Consider the following 15443-nt stretch of genomic DNA (forward strand, 5'->3'; position numbering starts at 1 on the left):
ACGGTGGAGAATACATGAATCTGCTGCTTATAGGTGTACTGCTGGCCATTATTGCCATCGCCTATCAAATAGGCTTAACCAAAAGCCGCAATATGGCAGGCAAGGGAAATAATTCTGCGATGCTGCATTCGCGCCCTGGATATTATGGCGCTTTGGTTGCTCTTTGGTGCGGTATCCCTGCTTTTTTAATTTTGATTGTTTGGAATATTGTCGAGCCGAGCATTCTCAAGCATGTTGTGTTGGATAACGTTCCTGCACAAATTAAGGCGACTATGGACCCTGCAAGTGTCAGCGTGCTGATTGATCGGGTACAGGCGATTGCTTCGGGCTTTGGTGTCAGCGATCAGCCTGCGGCCTATGAAGTTGCTGCAGCGCAGCAGTTGGCGAAGTTCGAAAATATTGCGTCTTTCGCTAAATTGGCAGTGGTGATTTGTTCGGCCTTAATTGGCTTGGTTTGGGCAAAACGCCGTGTAGAAAAACGCTACCGCGCCCGCAACCAAGTTGAGAAAGTCATTAATGTCGCGCTGGCGCTGTGTTCAGGCGTTGCTATTTTGACGACGATTGGCATTGTGATGTCGATGTTCAGTGAAGCCATGCGCTTCTTCAGCTTTGTCAGCCCGCTGGACTTCTTCTTTGGCACCGAATGGAACCCAGGGTTCAGTACATCAGGCAATGCTGAAGGCAGTTACGGTTTGCTGCCATTGTTATGGGGCACACTGATGGTAAGCGGTATTGCGCTGCTGGTTGCAGTGCCTGTGGGCCTGATGATCGCTATCTATTTAGCTGAATATGCGTCATCCGGTTTCCGTTCATGGGCCAAGCCGGCGATTGAAGTATTAGCGGGTATTCCAACCATTGTTTACGGTGTATTTGCCTTAATGATTATCGGCCCATTCATCAAGCAGATGGGGGCTTATATTGGCTTAGAGATCAATGCAACGAGTGCTTTAACTGCCGGTTTCGTCATGGGGATTATGATTATTCCATTTGTGTCGTCATTGTCTGATGACATTATTACGCAGGTGCCGAGATCGCTGCGTGACGGTTCATTGGGGCTTGGGGCAACAAAATCAGAAACAATCCGTCAAGTGATTGTGCCGGCAGCGCTTCCGGGGATTATTGGCGCATTTTTGCTGGCGGCTTCACGCGCTATCGGTGAAACCATGATTGTGGTTTTGGCAGCAGGCAATAGTCCGCTGCTGCATGTGAATCCGCTGGAAGCTGTTTCTACCGTCACCATTACCATTGTGAACCAATTAACGGGCGATACTGACTTTGCCAGCCCGCAGGCGCTGGTGGCATTTGCACTGGGTTTGACCTTGTTTGTAATTACCTTGGGTTTAAATATTGTAGCGCTGTACATTGTGCGCAAATACCGTGAGCAATACGAATAATGAGTACTTCAAACACAACATCTATGGATCAGGTTTTAGATCCGCGGGCTGCGGCTGAATTGCGCGAAAAACGTAAGAAAACCATTGAAAAAACTTTGGGAAAACGCCACCGCAAAGAAAAAATTTTTAAATTTTTCGGGTTTTCTGCGGTGCTTACAGGGCTGTTTTTTGTGGCGCTGCTGTTCGGCAGTATTCTGATTAAAGGCTTGCCGTCTTTTTGGCAAAGCAGCATGACCGTTCCTGTGTATTTTGATCCATCGATTATCAACGCTGGGCCTAAGCCTGTGGAAAAAGCAGGTGAATCTCCAGCGCAATATCAAGAGCGTTACGTTGCTTGGCAAACAGAAATGGGCATGGTGGATTGGGATGCATTGATTGTCAACGGCCTTATTGCTGAAGATAAGGCATTGGAAGCAAAGCGTGATGATTTAACTTCACTGTACACCAGTTCAGAAGCCTACCGCCTGCGTGATATGGTTTTAGCTGACCCGGCTTTAATTGGCAAAAAGCAAGATATAAAACTGCTGGCGGATGCCAATGTGGATGTTTGGCTGGCGGGCAATATTGACCGCTCGTTACCGGATGATCAGCAGCAGCTGAGCCCCGAAGTCCGTCAATTGGCCGATCAGTTAAAAGCGCAGGGCATTATCACCAACAGCTTCAATACCAGTATTTTTACCAATCCAGACTCGCGCAGTTCGCCAGCAACTTCTGGCTTGGCAGGCGCATTCATGGGTTCGCTGTTCATGATGCTGATTGTGATCATCATCTCGATTCCGATTGGTGTTGCATCCGCAATCTATTTGGAAGAATTTGCGCCAAAAAACTGGATTACCGATGTAGTTGAAGTGAACATCAACAACTTGGCGGCTGTTCCATCAATTGTGTTTGGTTTGCTGGGCGCATCAATCTTTATTGGCTGGATGCATTTGCCATTATCTGCACCTTTAGTCGGCGGTCTGGTACTCAGTTTGATGACGTTGCCTACCGTGATTATTACCACCCGGGCATCATTAAAAGCCGTGCCGCCATCGATTCGTCAAGCAGCTTTAGGCTTAGGTGCATCACGCCTGCAGACGGTATTCCATCACGTATTGCCTTTGGCTTTGCCGGGTATTTTAACGGGCGCCATTATTGGTGTTGCGCAGGCGTTGGGTGAAACTGCGCCATTGCTATTAATCGGCATGAGCGCTTTTGTCGCAAGCGTGCCTGCATCACCGCTAGATCAATCAACTGCGCTGCCGGTACAGATTTTCCTATGGCAAGGCAACGAACTGCGCAACTTCTTCGAGGGCCGTACCGCGGCTGCCATTATTGTTCTTTTAGCGCTGATGATTGGCTTAAACAGTTTAGCCATCTGGTTACGAAAGAAATTTGAAGTCCGCTGGTAAGTGAGAGCATGATATGAATACTGCAACGGCAACCTCTAAAACGAATTCCTTAGATCAGGATAAATCAGTGAATCCAGAGCAAAAAAACTTTACAGCTTCTTCGGATGCTCAAAAACAGACTTCGACGTCATTTGTATCGCAGTTTGATACGCAGCAGCATTCTAAAAAAGATGAAAAAGCCAAGAATGTAAAACTCAGCACATCCGATGTTCATGTTTACTATGGCGAAGCGGAAGCAATCAAAGGCATTGATTTACAAGTTTATGAAAATGAAGTGATTGCCTTTATTGGCCCATCGGGCTGCGGCAAATCGACCTTTTTGCGGACATTAAACCGCATGAATGACACCATTGATTCTTGCCGTGTTACAGGCAAAGTCATGCTGGACAATCAAGACATTTATGATCCGAATCTGGATGTGGTGTTGCTTCGCGCTCAAGTGGGCATGGTGTTCCAAAAACCCAACCCATTTCCAAAGTCTATTTTTGACAACGTTGCATACGGCCCGAAATTACATGGTCTAGCGCGTGATAAATATGACATGGAAGAGATTGTCGAAAACAGCTTGCGTAAAGCAGGTCTGTGGGACGAAGTGAAAGACCGTTTAAGCCAGCCGGGTACAGGCTTGTCTGGCGGTCAGCAGCAGCGCTTATGCATTGCGCGCACCATTGCTGTCAGTCCGGAAGTGATTCTGATGGATGAGCCATGTTCGGCGCTGGACCCGATTGCCACGGCAAAAATTGAAGAATTGATTTCAGAATTGTCCAATCAATATACAATTGCCATTGTGACGCACTCTATGCAGCAGGCGGCGCGCGTGTCTGACCGTACAGCTTACTTCCATTTGGGGGATTTGATTGAAGTTAACTCCACGGAGAAGGTCTTCACTCAGCCGGATCATCAATTGACTGAAGCGTATATTACTGGCCGTTTTGGTTAGTTTAAATATTTATCGTTTTATAAAACAGAGCCTTAGCGCTCTGTTTTTTGTTATGCGGATCACGGGGCCGTATTGGCTATAAATATTACTGCTGGCAAAGATGAGTCATGGTTAATGAAAGACAAAAGTACCCATAATAAGATGATTAAAGGCTATTGAAAAATACGGGCATTGACCTAATCTAAGAAGCAAGCCAAGCTTTATTTGAGAAAAGAAATCATTATGCTATTTCATACAACTAAACTTCCTGCTGAAATCCGCATTCACCATTTGAATGCGCGGATTAATGAACAACGGAAAAAAATGGCTCAATCAGCAGGGTCAAAATTAGAACTTTTGCAGCTGTCACAGCAGTTTGCTAAAGAAGCCCGCGCACGTAAGAAAAACAATCAAAAAGTTTATGTACTGGATTTTAAAGGTGATACTGCGGCCTCTGCCGTTGAGCAATTGCGTGAAGAAATTACGCTGATTCTGGCAACAGCAAAGGCCGGCCGCGACCGTGTGGTTGTGCGTTTGGAAAGCCCGGGCGGCATGGTGCATGGCTATGGCTTGGCGGCTGCACAATTGGTGCGCTTGCGTGATGCAGGCTTCCATTTAACGATTTGTGTCGATAAAGTGGCAGCCAGCGGCGGCTATATGATGGCTTGTATTGGTTCTGATATTATTTCTGCGCCCTTTGCTGTCGTCGGTTCCATTGGCGTGGTTGCACAAGTGCCCAACTTTAACCGCTTGCTGAAAGAAAAGCATATTGATTTTGAACTGTATACGGCTGGCCAATTCAAACGTACAGTCACCATGTTTGGTGAAAATACGGAAGAAGGCAAAGCGAAGTTTGAAGAAGAGCTGCAGCAGACCCATGAGCTGTTTAAGCACTTTGTGGAAAAATACCGTCCAAAATTGAATGTTGAAAAAGTAGCGACAGGCGAGCATTGGTATGGAAACGATGCTCTGGATTTAAATTTGGTGGATAAGCTGCAAACTTCGGATGAATATTTATTGGGCTTGCTGCAGCAGCATGATGTTTATGTGATTGAAACCCGGAAGAAGCCGACATTAGGTGAAAAACTGGGCTTACAGGCGGCTCAAATCGCAGATTCATTGATTCCAGTGGTGCTGTCTAAAGTGATGGAATCATTGAGTAAGGTGAATGCAGATTTAGTTCAGCTGCGTGATCCTAAGCTTTAAATCCTGAAGCTAAACAATGTTAAAGCTCACTTCGGTGAGCTTTTTTATGGAAAAAATGCCATCATGCCAGATTGATGTTTTGAACTTATTTTTTAATGTCTAATTTTTTGATTATTTTGGGGTTAATTTTCTTTTTCTTTAGTTTTTTAGGCTTTGCTGCCGCTTTAGCGGTGTATTTGCCTAAGGCAGAAAAAGAGGATGAGAAATGGGCAGTACGGCCTTTTGTTGTTATGGGGTCAATGCTGGCAGCAGGGCTCATTTCGTATCACTTTGGCATGAAAATGAAAAAAGAAAAGCCCATGGCGTTATCGACAGCATGCGCAGTGGTCTTGGGATATCAGCATTATAAAAACTGCGCGGGGAGAGGCGGAACGCGCTGTCAGCCTTACGAGAAAATTCTGCTGAAATTGGATGGCTCAGAGTATTCACGCGCCATGCGTTTTGATACGCATATAGCTCGAAAAAGTATCAATGACAGGGTTTGTTTTAGCTTTTATGACCGTAATCAATATTCACACTTGAAAAGTTCAAATATTACTCAGTGGATAGCGCCTTGAGTGATGTAATACGGGGGATATGTTGCGGATGCTGAATGATGTTTAGCTTTGTGGTTTTTATCGGAATCATAAGTTTAGTGATGATTCCATTTTTAACTTTGATTTTTATTGTTCCAAAGTTAAGCAATAAAAATCATCGTGATACTTATCCTTTTTATGCGTTATTGCCGGGCTTTTTTATCCTCATTGCCGCGGCTTGCTTAAAAGAGGAAAAAACGATTTTGCCTTCAAAAGCGTGCGGAGTGGTGCAGTTTTATAAGACATATTCAATAAAGCATGATCATTTTGAACGGATTGCGATTTTATTTGAAGGCAGGAAATATAATCGGCATTTGCGTTTTGATAAAAAAATGCAGCGGAAAAATAAAGGTGATAATGTTTGCTTTGAATATTTAGACAAGTTTGAGCATCCAGATTTGGCTGAATCTAAAATTTTAAAATGGATTGATGAATGAGGTTCTGCCACTGGCATTATCCTGGATGTATTCGATAATGCTTAAACTCCTGTTTGTTTTTGTTGGCATTTTTTGCATTTTGGTTTGGCCGTGGATGTATTTGCTGCGTTACCGCATAGCGGAAACACAGGCTTTGAAGCAATATGCGATGCTGTTTGGTCCAGCGCTAGTGCTGTTGGCTGGCTATTTTTTCTATACTGGGCAGCCGGCTGAAATCCGCTCCCAAGCTTGCGGTATGGTGCAAGGCTATCAAACATATATGACAGCAGGAAATAGTCATCAAAGGAAACCCTTCGAGCGCATAGAAGTTCTGATGGATGATGCAAAATATTCACGGCATTTACGAATTGATGGAGGCCTTTTGAAAAAAGGCGCAGGAGGCCGCGCCTGTTTCGAATTTTATGACCGCAAGCTGAATCCGCATATGCAGGATTCGATCGTCATCAAATGGCGTGAATAAAGCCCAAACCCGATTATGCTTTTGGCGGCTTCAGTAAACACATCACGCCGGTTATCATGCCGCCAACGGTCGCCAGCAGCATGTCTTTATGCGCATCCCAAATATCGCCTTGCTGACCATTATAATTTTCAGCTTCTTCCGGCGAGAGTCGAATCGCAATGATCCATTCTATCCATTCATATATTAAACTGGTGGCCATAATAAATTGAATGACCAGCAAGAATAAAGTGAAGGGCTTAAGATTCGGCAGCCAGACTTGAAACAGCCGGTAAAATACGGGGTAGAGCAATAAGCCTGATGCAAGGTGTACCAAGCGGTCGTACATATTGCGTGACCAGCCCATGGCTTGATTTAAATCAAAATTGAGATATTGAATCAGCCATTCGTTATATGGCACGTAAGAATATAAATAATGCGCGCCTAAGATATGTATCAGCAGGAAAGCGGTATAGAGGGCAAAGCTGTAAAAGGTGAATCCAATCTTTTTTTGGCAATACAGCAGCGCAGCCAGCATAAAGGCTGTGCCGGCCTGATGCAGCAAATATGAATCAAATTCGAGCGGGTGGATGCTGGCGATTGCGACAGCCAGTAAGAGTATTGCAAGGCAAATCCAATGTTTGCCGCTAAGCTGTGTTTCAATCATTTATTATGTTCAATCTAAGTATCAATAAGGAAGGCATAAAAGGCGAGGCTTAAGTTTCGCTGTTTTTAAGTGTAATGGTCAATGAGATTTAAGCAATGCCATCTTTTATCTGCTGATTTGAAATAATGTAATTGCGATGTGAGGTTGCATGGCTGCCCGCTCAGTGGAATTGCTGGTTAAAATAGCTTGAAATTCATTGTGATTTTCTAAACCCGTTTTAATGTGATGAATCATGCTGTGGCTGCATTTAAAGCTTTTCATCAATGAATTCGGTAAACTGCATTTATATTTTTATCATGTTCCAGGCTGCAAACATGGCTATTGTAGAAGCATTTGAAGCAAAACAGAATTGCTATTTTAATTATGATTTTGAGAAATTATATCTGGCGGATGATTTTCCCGAAGAGCTGCCTGTGTCTTTGCGCGGCATGCTGTATAGACACGAGATTCAATATCCAGATGCGACTTATTATATTTACTACAGCGATATTTTAACGGGTAATGAATTGGTAAAAATGCAAGCGGATTGGTCTAGATATTGTCCTTTACCAGAATCATGAAGCATAAAAAACGAGGCATAAAGCCTCGTTTTATATTTAAGCTAAATTAGATTTTTGCAATTAAAGCTTTAACTTGTTTTGCTTGTTCAGCGGCATTACCTGTATAGGTTGCAGGCGTCATTTCAGCCAAACGCGCACGGTCAGCAGCAGGAACGGCTTCTAATTCATTGCCGTTGACGAAATCAACCATCATTTCACGCGTCATTGCTTGACCGCGAGTCAATGCTTTTAATTTTTCGTATGGTTTTTCAACATTATAACGACGCATAACGGTTTGAATTGGTTCAGCAAGCACTTCTTGAGCGTGATCTAAGTCTTCAAGAATACGCGCAGCATTCAATTCAAGTTTGCCCACACCTTTTAAGCACGCTTCAAAAGCGATCAAGCTTTGCGCCATACCAACGCCCATGTTGCGCAGAACAGTAGAGTCCGTTAAGTCACGCTGCCAGCGGGAAATTGGAAGTTTTTCGCCTAAGTGCGCAAGCACTGCATTGGCAATACCCAAGTTGCCTTCAGAGTTTTCAAAGTCAATCGGGTTGACTTTATGCGGCATGGTTGAAGAGCCCACTTCGCCTTCTTTCAAGCGCTGTTTGAAGAAACCTAAAGAGATATAGCCCCAAACGTCACGGTTAAAGTCGATCAATACTGTGTTGAAACGGCGAAGTGCATCGAACATTTCTGCGATGTAATCGTGCGGTTCAATTTGCGTAGTGTATGGGTTGAAGGTTAAGCCTAAAGATTCGACAAAAGCTTGAGAATGCGCAGGCCAGTTGATGTCTGGGTAAGCCGAGTAGTGCGCATTGTAGTTGCCGACTGCGCCGTTGATTTTGCCGAGCAATTCAACATTGTTGAATTGTTTGATTTGACGAGCAAGGCGGTACGCCACGTTCGCCATTTCTTTACCCAAGGTTGTTGGGCTTGCAGTTTGACCATGCGTACGGGACAGCATAGGCTGTTCTGCATGCGTTTCAGCCAAAGCTGCAATGGCATCTACGATTTGCTGCATTGATTCAACCAGAACCGCACGGCCATTTTTCAGCATTAAGGCATGAGAAAGGTTGTTGATGTCTTCAGAAGTACATGCAAAGTGAATGAATTCACCAGCATTTTTAAGTTCATCGATATGTGCAATTTGTTCTTTCAGAAAGTATTCAACTGCTTTTACATCGTGATTGGTTGTACGTTCAATTTCTTTAATGCGGTTTGCATTGTCTTCAGAAAAGTTCGCAACAATTGCATCTAAAGCTGCATTGGTTGCCGCTGAAAATGGCGGAACTTCTGTAATTTCAGGACGGTTTGCAAGCGCTTGCAACCAGCGCACTTCAACAGTCACACGAGCATGGATTAAGCCAAACTCAGAGAGGAAAGGGCGCAAAGCATCACATTTGCTAGCGTAGCGACCATCTAATGGTGAAAGTGCGGTTAAAGCGTTCATAGCGATTCCTTAAACTTTGGAATTAAACGTAAAACAAAGAGCCTGATGCAGTTCAAGTTAAATCACCTGATACTGCAGCCGGGCAAGATCTTGAATATCTTTAAGCAGCTTGCGTTTGCTGAAAATCATGCCCCATGAACTGCCGCCCAGCTGACGCCATAAATGCGCCATCTGCAGGCCAGTAAAGAGCGATGCGCGAATGCGGTCAGTATGTGAAGAATCTTTGAATGCTTCTGCATTGCCGCGCACCATAATGCGCGGATTAATCTGTCCAGCAGTATCTACATAAGTTTGCGCAAGGCTGGCGAGTACGCTGGGATGCAGATAGTTGTTGTCAAAGAAAGACAGCTGACGGAGAATTTTTTGCTGAGAGTGTTCGATAATTTCAACAAATTTAGGGTTGCTGTAGACTTTTTTTTCTAATTGCAGCAGGGCCATGGCATAGCTCATGGGGAGTTTGGCACTGGAAAGTTTAGGTAATCTGGATGTAGGAGAGGTATTGAACGGCTGATTTATGCTGCTTTCTAAGGTTTTTAAACCGAGGGAAATATCGGCCAGCTGATTAAAAAAGTCCAGCGTCTGACAGCTGCATTTTCCGCTTGGGCGGATATTTAAACTGGCTTTCACCATCTGTTCTAAATAAAAGTTACCGCTTTCGCCAATGCTCTTTTGTCCAGTCAACGCGGTCATATGCGTCAGCTGGGTCGCTTGAAAAACGCCCGCTAACGCCAATGCACGGTTTTGGCGAACATTCAGAGTTTGAGGCTGTTGAAACGGTAACTCTGTCATGCCGAAACAATCCTTTTAAATAAAATCCGGTTTAGGAGCATTGGTATGATGGATCACACCGCCGCCTAAGCAAACTTCACCTGCGTAGAACACCACGCTTTGACCAGGTGTGACAGCGCGCTGCTGTTCATCAAATTCAACACGGACACCCTTCGGGGCATCTGGGTCTTTATACAATGTGCATCCCTGATCTGACTGGCGGTAGCGGGTTTTAGCTGTGCAGCGGAAACCTGATTCGGGAATTTCCTGCTCACCGGCAACCCAGTCAATCGCTTCACTCCAAAGTATAGTACTTTGCATCAACGGATGTTCATGGCCTTGGCCAACAATCAGACGGTTGCCTTCAATGTCTTTGTGCAGCACAAACCAAGCGCCTTCTTCCGCGCCTTTTAAGCCGCCAATGCCAATGCCGCCGCGCTGACCGAGCGTATAGTACATTAAGCCGTGATGTTCACCAACCTCTTTGCCGTTATCCAACAAAATTTTTCCGGGCTGAGCAGGCAAGTACTGCTTTAAGAAGTCATTAAAGCGGCGTTCGCCAATAAAGCAAATGCCGGTAGAATCTTTTTTCTTGGCGGTGGCTAAGCCCAGTTCTTCAGCAATTTTCCGCACTTGAGGCTTTTCAATTTCACCGACAGGGAACAAGGTCTTGTTAATTTCACGGCCATGCACAGCATGCAGAAAATAAGTCTGATCTTTATTTTGGTCTAGACCGCGCAGCAGAGGCGCGTATTCTTCACCGCGTGAGTTGGTTGCAGTTTCACCGCGGCGGCAGTAATGGCCTGTCGCAATAAAGTCTGCGCCTAAATTGACTGCGTGGTCTAAGAAAGCGCGGAACTTAATTTCTTTGTTGCATAAAATGTCTGGGTTTGGCGTACGGCCAGCAGCATATTCTGCTAAAAAATGTTCGAATACGCGGTCCCAGTATTCCATGGCAAAGTTGGCGGTATGCAGTTTGATGCCAATTTTATCGCAAACCGCTTGCGCATCGGCAAGGTCTTCCATCGCCGTACAGTATTCCGTGCCGTCATCTTCTTCCCAGTTTTTCATGAACAGGCCTTCAACTTGATAGCCTTGTTGAAGAAGCAGCGCTGCAGAGACAGAAGAATCTACACCACCAGACATACCGACGATGACACGTTGTTGCATAGGATTAAGCATCCAAATTTGAAATTAAGGGAGAGTTTTGGTGCTCATAAACGAGCGATAAAGGATATTTTTGCCCCGACAAGGCGTCTTTCACGGCTTTAATGACCAATGGGCTGCGCGCGCGGGCAGACTCCAGCAGTTCGTCTAAAGTCATCCATTTTGGACCGACAATGCCTTTATCCAGTTCAGCTTCTGGAAAATATTCCAGCACATGCGCTAAAAAGCAAAATCTGAAATAAGTGCGGTCCGGGTACATCGGCGGCGTGTAGGTATAAATGCCAAGGAGGGCATCAATTTCTACTGCGTGGCCAGTTTCTTCCATGGTTTCACGAATGGCAGCCTGAATGATGGATTCGCCGCATTCGACATGCCCAGCAGGCTGGTTAAATACAGTATGCGTCACAGCTTCTGTATGTTCTTCTACAAACAGGAATTTTCCGTCTTTTTCTACAACTGTAGCGACAGTAACGTGAGGAGTCCAAGAGGTCATGACCAGCACCATGGTAAGGGATGGGCTATTGTATAAAATTTTGGTGTGTGTGGCTATGTTGAACAGGGATGAAATGTCATTTCTTTAGCTGAGTCAGAAATAGAGATAAGTTTAAAGCTCATTCATTGCGAGGCATTGCCACGCTTTTAGATTTAACAGCTGATTAAAGTTATTTAGGAATCAATGCCTAAGTAATTTTAATCGCCCTCAAGGCTTAATCCAAAATTTACAATAGAAAATAGCTTGATCAATAAGAATAATTGATAAGCTGTACATGAGGTGAATTGCAATAAGGCCACATGTACAGTTTATTTAAAATGAAATTATTCAGGGATTATATGTTTATCATGAGGGATTTCAGGAAATAGAGTGTATAGCAGATCTGGATTTTTCTTAAAGCCAGTGCCATCTATATACTTCCACTCTTGAGATTCAAGCGAGCGCACTGCGAGCATAAAGGACTTCTCTCCCGTCATGGCTTTGCCATTCATTAAGATAGTCAGTTGTTTGGGAATCACACAAAACTCTTTTTTTCCAAAAATATAACTATTTTGCGGCGGCTGAATATCGACTTTTTCAACGTGGATATTGCCTTTCTTTAAGGAGTCAGCTGCAAGTACGAGCATGGCATTATAGTTTTCCTGGCCGCCTGCAAGCTCAATGATGGACGAATCTGACTTGTCTGCAATATATTGATAATTGCCACTATTTAAAGCGGTGCTCATTTGTGTCATTTCTTTAGAAATAACGCTGCCATAATCTTTTTTGCATCGAGTTTCATCAGCAAAAGCAGTGGTTGAAGATAAAATCATTCCTGTGAAAAGAATTTTTATAAATTGTGACGTATTAAATTTATGCAGCATTAAAAATTACTCGGAATTTGAGTCAATATTTGTCTATATAGACAAGGCCTATTAAATGAGCTTATAAAAAGGATGAAAATAAGAAAAGTGTGAATGATTAATTTTGATCTAAATAATTATTCGCCACCTTCACATAATGCAGTGCCGAATACGGTAAAAATTCTTTTTCTTTATCGGTTAAAGGACGGACTTTTTGTACAGGAGTGCCCACATATAAATAACCGCTTTCTAAGCGCTTGCGCGGCGGAACCAGTGAACCTGCGCCAATCATTACGTCATCTTCAATAATGGCATCATCTAAAATAATCGTACTGATGCCGACCAGCACGCGGTTGCCAATGGTGCAGCCGTGCAGTTTGACATGATGGCCAATTGTCACATCTTCACCAATAATCAGCGGCGAGCCTTCAGGCTTATCGGCTTTTTTATGACTGACATGCAGCATGGCGTGATCTTGCACATTGGAATTGCGGCCAATATGAATATGATTGACGTCACCGCGGATCACTGCAAAAGGCCAGACCGAAACGTTTTCCGCCAAAGCCACTTCACCAATCACCACAGACATCTCATCGATATAGCAGGTTGAATCAATTTTAGGATGATGTTCTAAATAGGGGCGGATATTCTTTTTCATGACGGTCCATCGTAAAACTTTAAATAGCAGGAGTATAAAATAAAAAAGCATCCGAACCGAGGCTGGGATGCTTTAGTCTAAGCCGAAAAAAATCAGCGCTCGAAAATTTTAGAACAAGTTCGCAAAGAATTGTTTGATGTGATCAATCATTTTTGCAAAGAAACCCGCTTCTTCTACAGGTTTAAGCGCTACAAGCGGTTTTTCTGCAATCACTTTGCCGTTTAATGTCGCAACGTATTTACCCACCACTTGGCCTTGTTTTAAAGGTGCAGTCAATTTAGGCTGAACAACCAATTGAGTTTTGATAGCGTTCGCATCGCCTTTAGGCATGGTTACGTTAAAGTTTTCAGGCAAGCCAATTTGCACATCGCTTTCTTTACCGTACCAAACTTTTGCTTTTGCTAATACTTGATTCGCTGGTTGCACTTTTACTGTTTCAAAGTTTGCATAACCCCAAGCTAAAATTTCACGCGTTTGAGATGCGCGCTCGTTCATGCTTGGCGCACCAAAGATCACTGAAATTAAGCGCAATGGGCCGCGTTTGGCAGAAGTCGTTAAGCAGTAGCCAGCTTCGTCGGTATGACCTGTTTTTAAACCGTCAACACTTGGGTCTGTATAAAGCAGGGCATTACGGTTGCCTTGTTTAATGCCGTTAAACGCAAATTCTTTTTCAGAGTAGATTGGGTAGTACTTTGAGCTGTCATGGATGATGTGCTGTGCAAGCGTTGCCATGTCTTTTGCAGTAGAGTAGTGTCCTTCCGCAGGCATGCCTGTAGAGTTGATGAATTGAGTATTCACCATGCCAATACGCTTAGCTTCCTGATTCATCATGTGGGCAAAGGTGCCTTCATTGCCGGCAATGTGTTCCGCCATGGCTTTAGATGCATCATTGCCTGACTGAATGATAATGCCGCGAAGCATTTCAAGCGCTGTTGCTGTACCGTTCAATGGCACATACATGCATGACTCTGTGCTGCTGCCGCGGCACCATGCAGATTCATTCATGCGCACTTTTTCATTTTCGGTTAAATCACCGCTTAATAGCTTTTGTTCAATGATGTAACTGGTCATCATCTTCGTCATTGAAGCAGGCGCCAATTTTTCATTTTCATTTTTTGAAGCAAGGATTTGCCCTGTTTCATAGTCCATCAGCACATAAGATTTATTATTCAATTCTGGGGGTGCAGATAGGACAGTTGCCGCGAAAGAAAAACTAGGGACGAGCAGTAATGCGGCAAGAGCGGTTTTTTGGGTCATTCTGGGTGGTTCCAATAACTTGTTATAAGCGCGAAGAGCCTAGCATTTTAGGCCAAAGCTAGGCCGACTTCTATGGGTGAAAATGGCTTATTTTAAAAGTATTGTAACCAAGTGAAATTAATTTGCGTAAGTGCTGAGCTCTTGGCAAATTTCTGTATTTTTTGCTTTGCCTGCTTTCTTGGCGTCATTTTGCGCTTCATCTAAAATTTTGCCAAAACTTTTCTGCTTGCTGAGCTTTTCTAAAGCGGCAACAGGCGATTTTTCATTTGGCAAATACTCTTTAGCAAGTTTGGCATAGCCTTGATTAAATTTATCCTGATCATTGACAAGTTTAGGGCAAATTTCGGATAAAACATAAATTGCAGCAAGTTCTTGGTTGGTCACTTGCGGTGTAGGCGTGACTTCAATTTTTTCATCGGCGGCAAAAGCCGCGCCCGCAGTAAAAGCAAAGGCAGAAAGAGAGAATGCTGAAAGGGTTTTAAGCAAGACTTTTTTCATTTAAAAACAACCTGAATATTTCAATACAATGAAGCAATAGGCTTAGATTAAATCTATTTTTTATAAATGAAAGTCCCTATTTGTATTGAAGCTGTTGAAAAACGAGGCAATTGTGAAATAAAAGAGGACAATGTGTGCAACATTATCCTCTTTTTACTGGCGATGAATTTAAGCTTGATAATTTAAAACGTCATCGCAGACAGATTTTTGCTCATCTGCAGTAGTTTCTTTGGCCGTTTCGCGCGCTTCGTTTAAGACCGCTTTATATTCGCTGTCGGACTGAATGCTTTCATATGTCATCGATTTATCTGAATAATCAGCTAAATAGCTTTGAACCAGCAATTTGATGTTGCCATCAAATTTAGCATTTTTGCCAATCACAGCAGGGCAGACTTCCGCCATGACTTGAGCAGAAGCAATATCTTCCTTCACGATTGTGTTTGCTTCAGCTTGCGTTAACCCCTCATCGGCAATGACAGCCTGAGAAAAAACTGCAGCAAAACCTAAACCTAATAAGCTGCGAAATGATATAGTTTTAATCATTTTAAAATCACACATTTATGATGGATATTGAACGTTGAATATATATAATTCCTGATATTTTTCAACGAAAAGTTCTGATCAGTCATTTTTTTAGTCATGAGATTTATGAAGTGAATATTTTAATTGCAAATGCATATTATTAATTTAAGTTATTGTTTTATATTATTTATAATTGATTGAATATTAAAATTACCCGT

At 43.4% G+C, this 15443-nt stretch carries 19 protein-coding genes; 8 read left to right on the plus strand and 11 right to left on the minus strand.

Features of this window, described 5'->3' with window-relative positions; all coding sequences use genetic code 11:
* Positions 1 to 14 precede the first annotated feature (14 nt).
* The 4 genes from pstC to sohB all read left to right on the plus strand — a co-directional run bounded on the left by pstC (position 15) and on the right by sohB (position 4910).
* Positions 15 to 1394: a phosphate ABC transporter permease subunit PstC gene (gene pstC, locus JZ784_RS09105; RefSeq protein ID WP_005008867.1), complete on the plus strand. Its 1380-nt coding sequence runs from the start codon at positions 15 to 17 to the stop codon at positions 1392 to 1394.
* A complete protein-coding gene (gene pstA / locus JZ784_RS09110; RefSeq protein WP_346314632.1) occupies positions 1394 to 2785 on the plus strand; it encodes a phosphate ABC transporter permease PstA in 1392 nt (463 codons plus the stop codon). Before pstC ends, pstA begins: the two co-directional genes overlap by 1 nt.
* 13 nt (positions 2786 to 2798) lie before the next feature.
* Complete coding sequence (pstB, locus tag JZ784_RS09115; RefSeq protein WP_005008872.1) at positions 2799 to 3725, plus strand: phosphate ABC transporter ATP-binding protein PstB; 927 nt, start codon at positions 2799 to 2801, stop codon at positions 3723 to 3725.
* Between the two features lie 222 nt (positions 3726 to 3947).
* Entirely contained in the window at positions 3948 to 4910 is a 963-nt protein-coding gene (gene sohB, locus JZ784_RS09120; RefSeq protein ID WP_346314633.1) for a protease SohB, read from the plus strand.
* Positions 4911 to 4995: 85 nt separating this feature from the next.
* Here sohB and JZ784_RS09125 read toward each other — a convergent pair whose 3' ends face one another.
* The gene (locus JZ784_RS09125) at positions 4996 to 5169 is read right to left on the minus strand and encodes a hypothetical protein (RefSeq protein ID WP_346314634.1); all 174 of its coding nucleotides are present in this window, start codon (positions 5167 to 5169) and stop codon (positions 4996 to 4998) included.
* 22 nt (positions 5170 to 5191) lie between these two features.
* Here JZ784_RS09125 and JZ784_RS09130 point away from each other — a divergent pair, with 22 nt between their 5' ends.
* From JZ784_RS09130 to JZ784_RS09140, 3 genes are read left to right on the plus strand one after another with little or no spacing between them, the layout of a single operon-like run.
* Positions 5192 to 5467, plus strand: coding sequence for a hypothetical protein (locus JZ784_RS09130; protein ID WP_346314635.1), 276 nt, complete (start codon positions 5192 to 5194; stop codon positions 5465 to 5467).
* 35 nt (positions 5468 to 5502) lie between these two features.
* Positions 5503 to 5922: a hypothetical protein gene (locus tag JZ784_RS09135; RefSeq protein ID WP_346314636.1), complete on the plus strand. Its 420-nt coding sequence runs from the start codon at positions 5503 to 5505 to the stop codon at positions 5920 to 5922.
* 37 nt (positions 5923 to 5959) lie between these two features.
* Entirely contained in the window at positions 5960 to 6382 is a 423-nt protein-coding gene (locus JZ784_RS09140) for a hypothetical protein (RefSeq protein ID WP_346314637.1), read from the plus strand.
* A gap of 13 nt (positions 6383 to 6395) precedes the next feature.
* Here the strand turns inward: JZ784_RS09140 and JZ784_RS09145 are convergent, their stop codons facing one another.
* On the minus strand, positions 6396 to 7025 hold the full coding sequence (locus tag JZ784_RS09145) for a DUF2238 domain-containing protein (protein WP_346314638.1): 630 nt from the start codon (positions 7023 to 7025) through the stop codon (positions 6396 to 6398).
* 314 nt (positions 7026 to 7339) lie between these two features.
* Here JZ784_RS09145 and JZ784_RS09150 point away from each other — a divergent pair, with 314 nt between their 5' ends.
* Entirely contained in the window at positions 7340 to 7585 is a 246-nt protein-coding gene (locus JZ784_RS09150; RefSeq protein WP_346314639.1) for a hypothetical protein, read from the plus strand.
* Positions 7586 to 7631: 46 nt separating this feature from the next.
* Here the strand turns inward: JZ784_RS09150 and purB are convergent, their stop codons facing one another.
* The 9 genes from purB to JZ784_RS09195 all read right to left on the minus strand — a co-directional run bounded on the left by purB (position 7632) and on the right by JZ784_RS09195 (position 15246).
* Positions 7632 to 9020: an adenylosuccinate lyase gene (gene purB, locus JZ784_RS09155; protein ID WP_005008888.1), complete on the minus strand. Its 1389-nt coding sequence runs from the start codon at positions 9018 to 9020 to the stop codon at positions 7632 to 7634.
* A gap of 57 nt (positions 9021 to 9077) precedes the next feature.
* Positions 9078 to 9809 (minus strand): high frequency lysogenization protein HflD, encoded by a 732-nt coding sequence (gene hflD, locus JZ784_RS09160; RefSeq protein WP_346314640.1) that lies wholly within the window; start codon positions 9807 to 9809, stop codon positions 9078 to 9080.
* 15 nt (positions 9810 to 9824) lie between these two features.
* On the minus strand, positions 9825 to 10958 hold the full coding sequence (gene mnmA / locus JZ784_RS09165; protein WP_346314641.1) for a tRNA 2-thiouridine(34) synthase MnmA: 1134 nt from the start codon (positions 10956 to 10958) through the stop codon (positions 9825 to 9827).
* Between the two features lie 4 nt (positions 10959 to 10962).
* Complete coding sequence (locus JZ784_RS09170) at positions 10963 to 11448, minus strand: NUDIX hydrolase (RefSeq protein WP_346314642.1); 486 nt, start codon at positions 11446 to 11448, stop codon at positions 10963 to 10965.
* A 323-nt stretch (positions 11449 to 11771) separates the two neighbouring features.
* Positions 11772 to 12311, minus strand: a complete 540-nt coding sequence (locus JZ784_RS09175) for a VCBS domain-containing protein (RefSeq protein WP_346314643.1) — start codon at positions 12309 to 12311, stop codon at positions 11772 to 11774.
* A 97-nt stretch (positions 12312 to 12408) separates the two neighbouring features.
* A complete protein-coding gene (locus JZ784_RS09180) occupies positions 12409 to 12948 on the minus strand; it encodes a gamma carbonic anhydrase family protein (protein WP_346314644.1) in 540 nt (179 codons plus the stop codon).
* A gap of 108 nt (positions 12949 to 13056) precedes the next feature.
* Positions 13057 to 14205 (minus strand): D-alanyl-D-alanine carboxypeptidase PBP5/6, encoded by a 1149-nt coding sequence (gene dacC / locus JZ784_RS09185; RefSeq protein WP_005008909.1) that lies wholly within the window; start codon positions 14203 to 14205, stop codon positions 13057 to 13059.
* 117 nt (positions 14206 to 14322) lie between these two features.
* On the minus strand, positions 14323 to 14703 hold the full coding sequence (locus JZ784_RS09190; protein WP_005008911.1) for a hypothetical protein: 381 nt from the start codon (positions 14701 to 14703) through the stop codon (positions 14323 to 14325).
* 168 nt (positions 14704 to 14871) lie between these two features.
* On the minus strand, positions 14872 to 15246 hold the full coding sequence (locus tag JZ784_RS09195; protein ID WP_346314645.1) for a hypothetical protein: 375 nt from the start codon (positions 15244 to 15246) through the stop codon (positions 14872 to 14874).
* Positions 15247 to 15443: the final 197 nt, after the last annotated feature.

The organism is Acinetobacter sp. CWB-B33 (assembly GCF_039655955.1).
GTDB lineage: Bacteria > Pseudomonadota > Gammaproteobacteria > Pseudomonadales > Moraxellaceae > Acinetobacter > Acinetobacter bouvetii.

Excerpts from the sequence above, each read along its gene's own strand:
- pstC (WP_005008867.1), top strand. The coding sequence starts at position 15 with ATGAATCTGCTGCTTATAGGTGTACTGCTGGCCATTATTGCCATCGCC.
- pstA (WP_346314632.1), top strand. The coding sequence starts at position 1,394 with ATGAGTACTTCAAACACAACATCTATGGATCAGGTTTTAGATCCGCGG.
- pstB (WP_005008872.1), top strand. The coding sequence starts at position 2,799 with ATGAATACTGCAACGGCAACCTCTAAAACGAATTCCTTAGATCAGGAT.
- sohB (WP_346314633.1), top strand. The coding sequence starts at position 3,948 with ATGCTATTTCATACAACTAAACTTCCTGCTGAAATCCGCATTCACCAT.
- JZ784_RS09125 (WP_346314634.1), bottom strand. The coding sequence starts at position 5,169 with ATGAGCCCTGCTGCCAGCATTGACCCCATAACAACAAAAGGCCGTACT.
- JZ784_RS09130 (WP_346314635.1), top strand. The coding sequence starts at position 5,192 with ATGAAAAAAGAAAAGCCCATGGCGTTATCGACAGCATGCGCAGTGGTC.
- JZ784_RS09135 (WP_346314636.1), top strand. The coding sequence starts at position 5,503 with ATGATGTTTAGCTTTGTGGTTTTTATCGGAATCATAAGTTTAGTGATG.
- JZ784_RS09140 (WP_346314637.1), top strand. The coding sequence starts at position 5,960 with ATGCTTAAACTCCTGTTTGTTTTTGTTGGCATTTTTTGCATTTTGGTT.
- JZ784_RS09145 (WP_346314638.1), bottom strand. The coding sequence starts at position 7,025 with ATGATTGAAACACAGCTTAGCGGCAAACATTGGATTTGCCTTGCAATA.
- JZ784_RS09150 (WP_346314639.1), top strand. The coding sequence starts at position 7,340 with ATGGCTATTGTAGAAGCATTTGAAGCAAAACAGAATTGCTATTTTAAT.
- purB (WP_005008888.1), bottom strand. The coding sequence starts at position 9,020 with ATGAACGCTTTAACCGCACTTTCACCATTAGATGGTCGCTACGCTAGC.
- hflD (WP_346314640.1), bottom strand. The coding sequence starts at position 9,809 with ATGACAGAGTTACCGTTTCAACAGCCTCAAACTCTGAATGTTCGCCAA.
- mnmA (WP_346314641.1), bottom strand. The coding sequence starts at position 10,958 with ATGCAACAACGTGTCATCGTCGGTATGTCTGGTGGTGTAGATTCTTCT.
- JZ784_RS09170 (WP_346314642.1), bottom strand. The coding sequence starts at position 11,448 with ATGACCTCTTGGACTCCTCACGTTACTGTCGCTACAGTTGTAGAAAAA.
- JZ784_RS09175 (WP_346314643.1), bottom strand. The coding sequence starts at position 12,311 with ATGCTGCATAAATTTAATACGTCACAATTTATAAAAATTCTTTTCACA.
- JZ784_RS09180 (WP_346314644.1), bottom strand. The coding sequence starts at position 12,948 with ATGAAAAAGAATATCCGCCCCTATTTAGAACATCATCCTAAAATTGAT.
- dacC (WP_005008909.1), bottom strand. The coding sequence starts at position 14,205 with ATGACCCAAAAAACCGCTCTTGCCGCATTACTGCTCGTCCCTAGTTTT.
- JZ784_RS09190 (WP_005008911.1), bottom strand. The coding sequence starts at position 14,703 with ATGAAAAAAGTCTTGCTTAAAACCCTTTCAGCATTCTCTCTTTCTGCC.
- JZ784_RS09195 (WP_346314645.1), bottom strand. The coding sequence starts at position 15,246 with ATGATTAAAACTATATCATTTCGCAGCTTATTAGGTTTAGGTTTTGCT.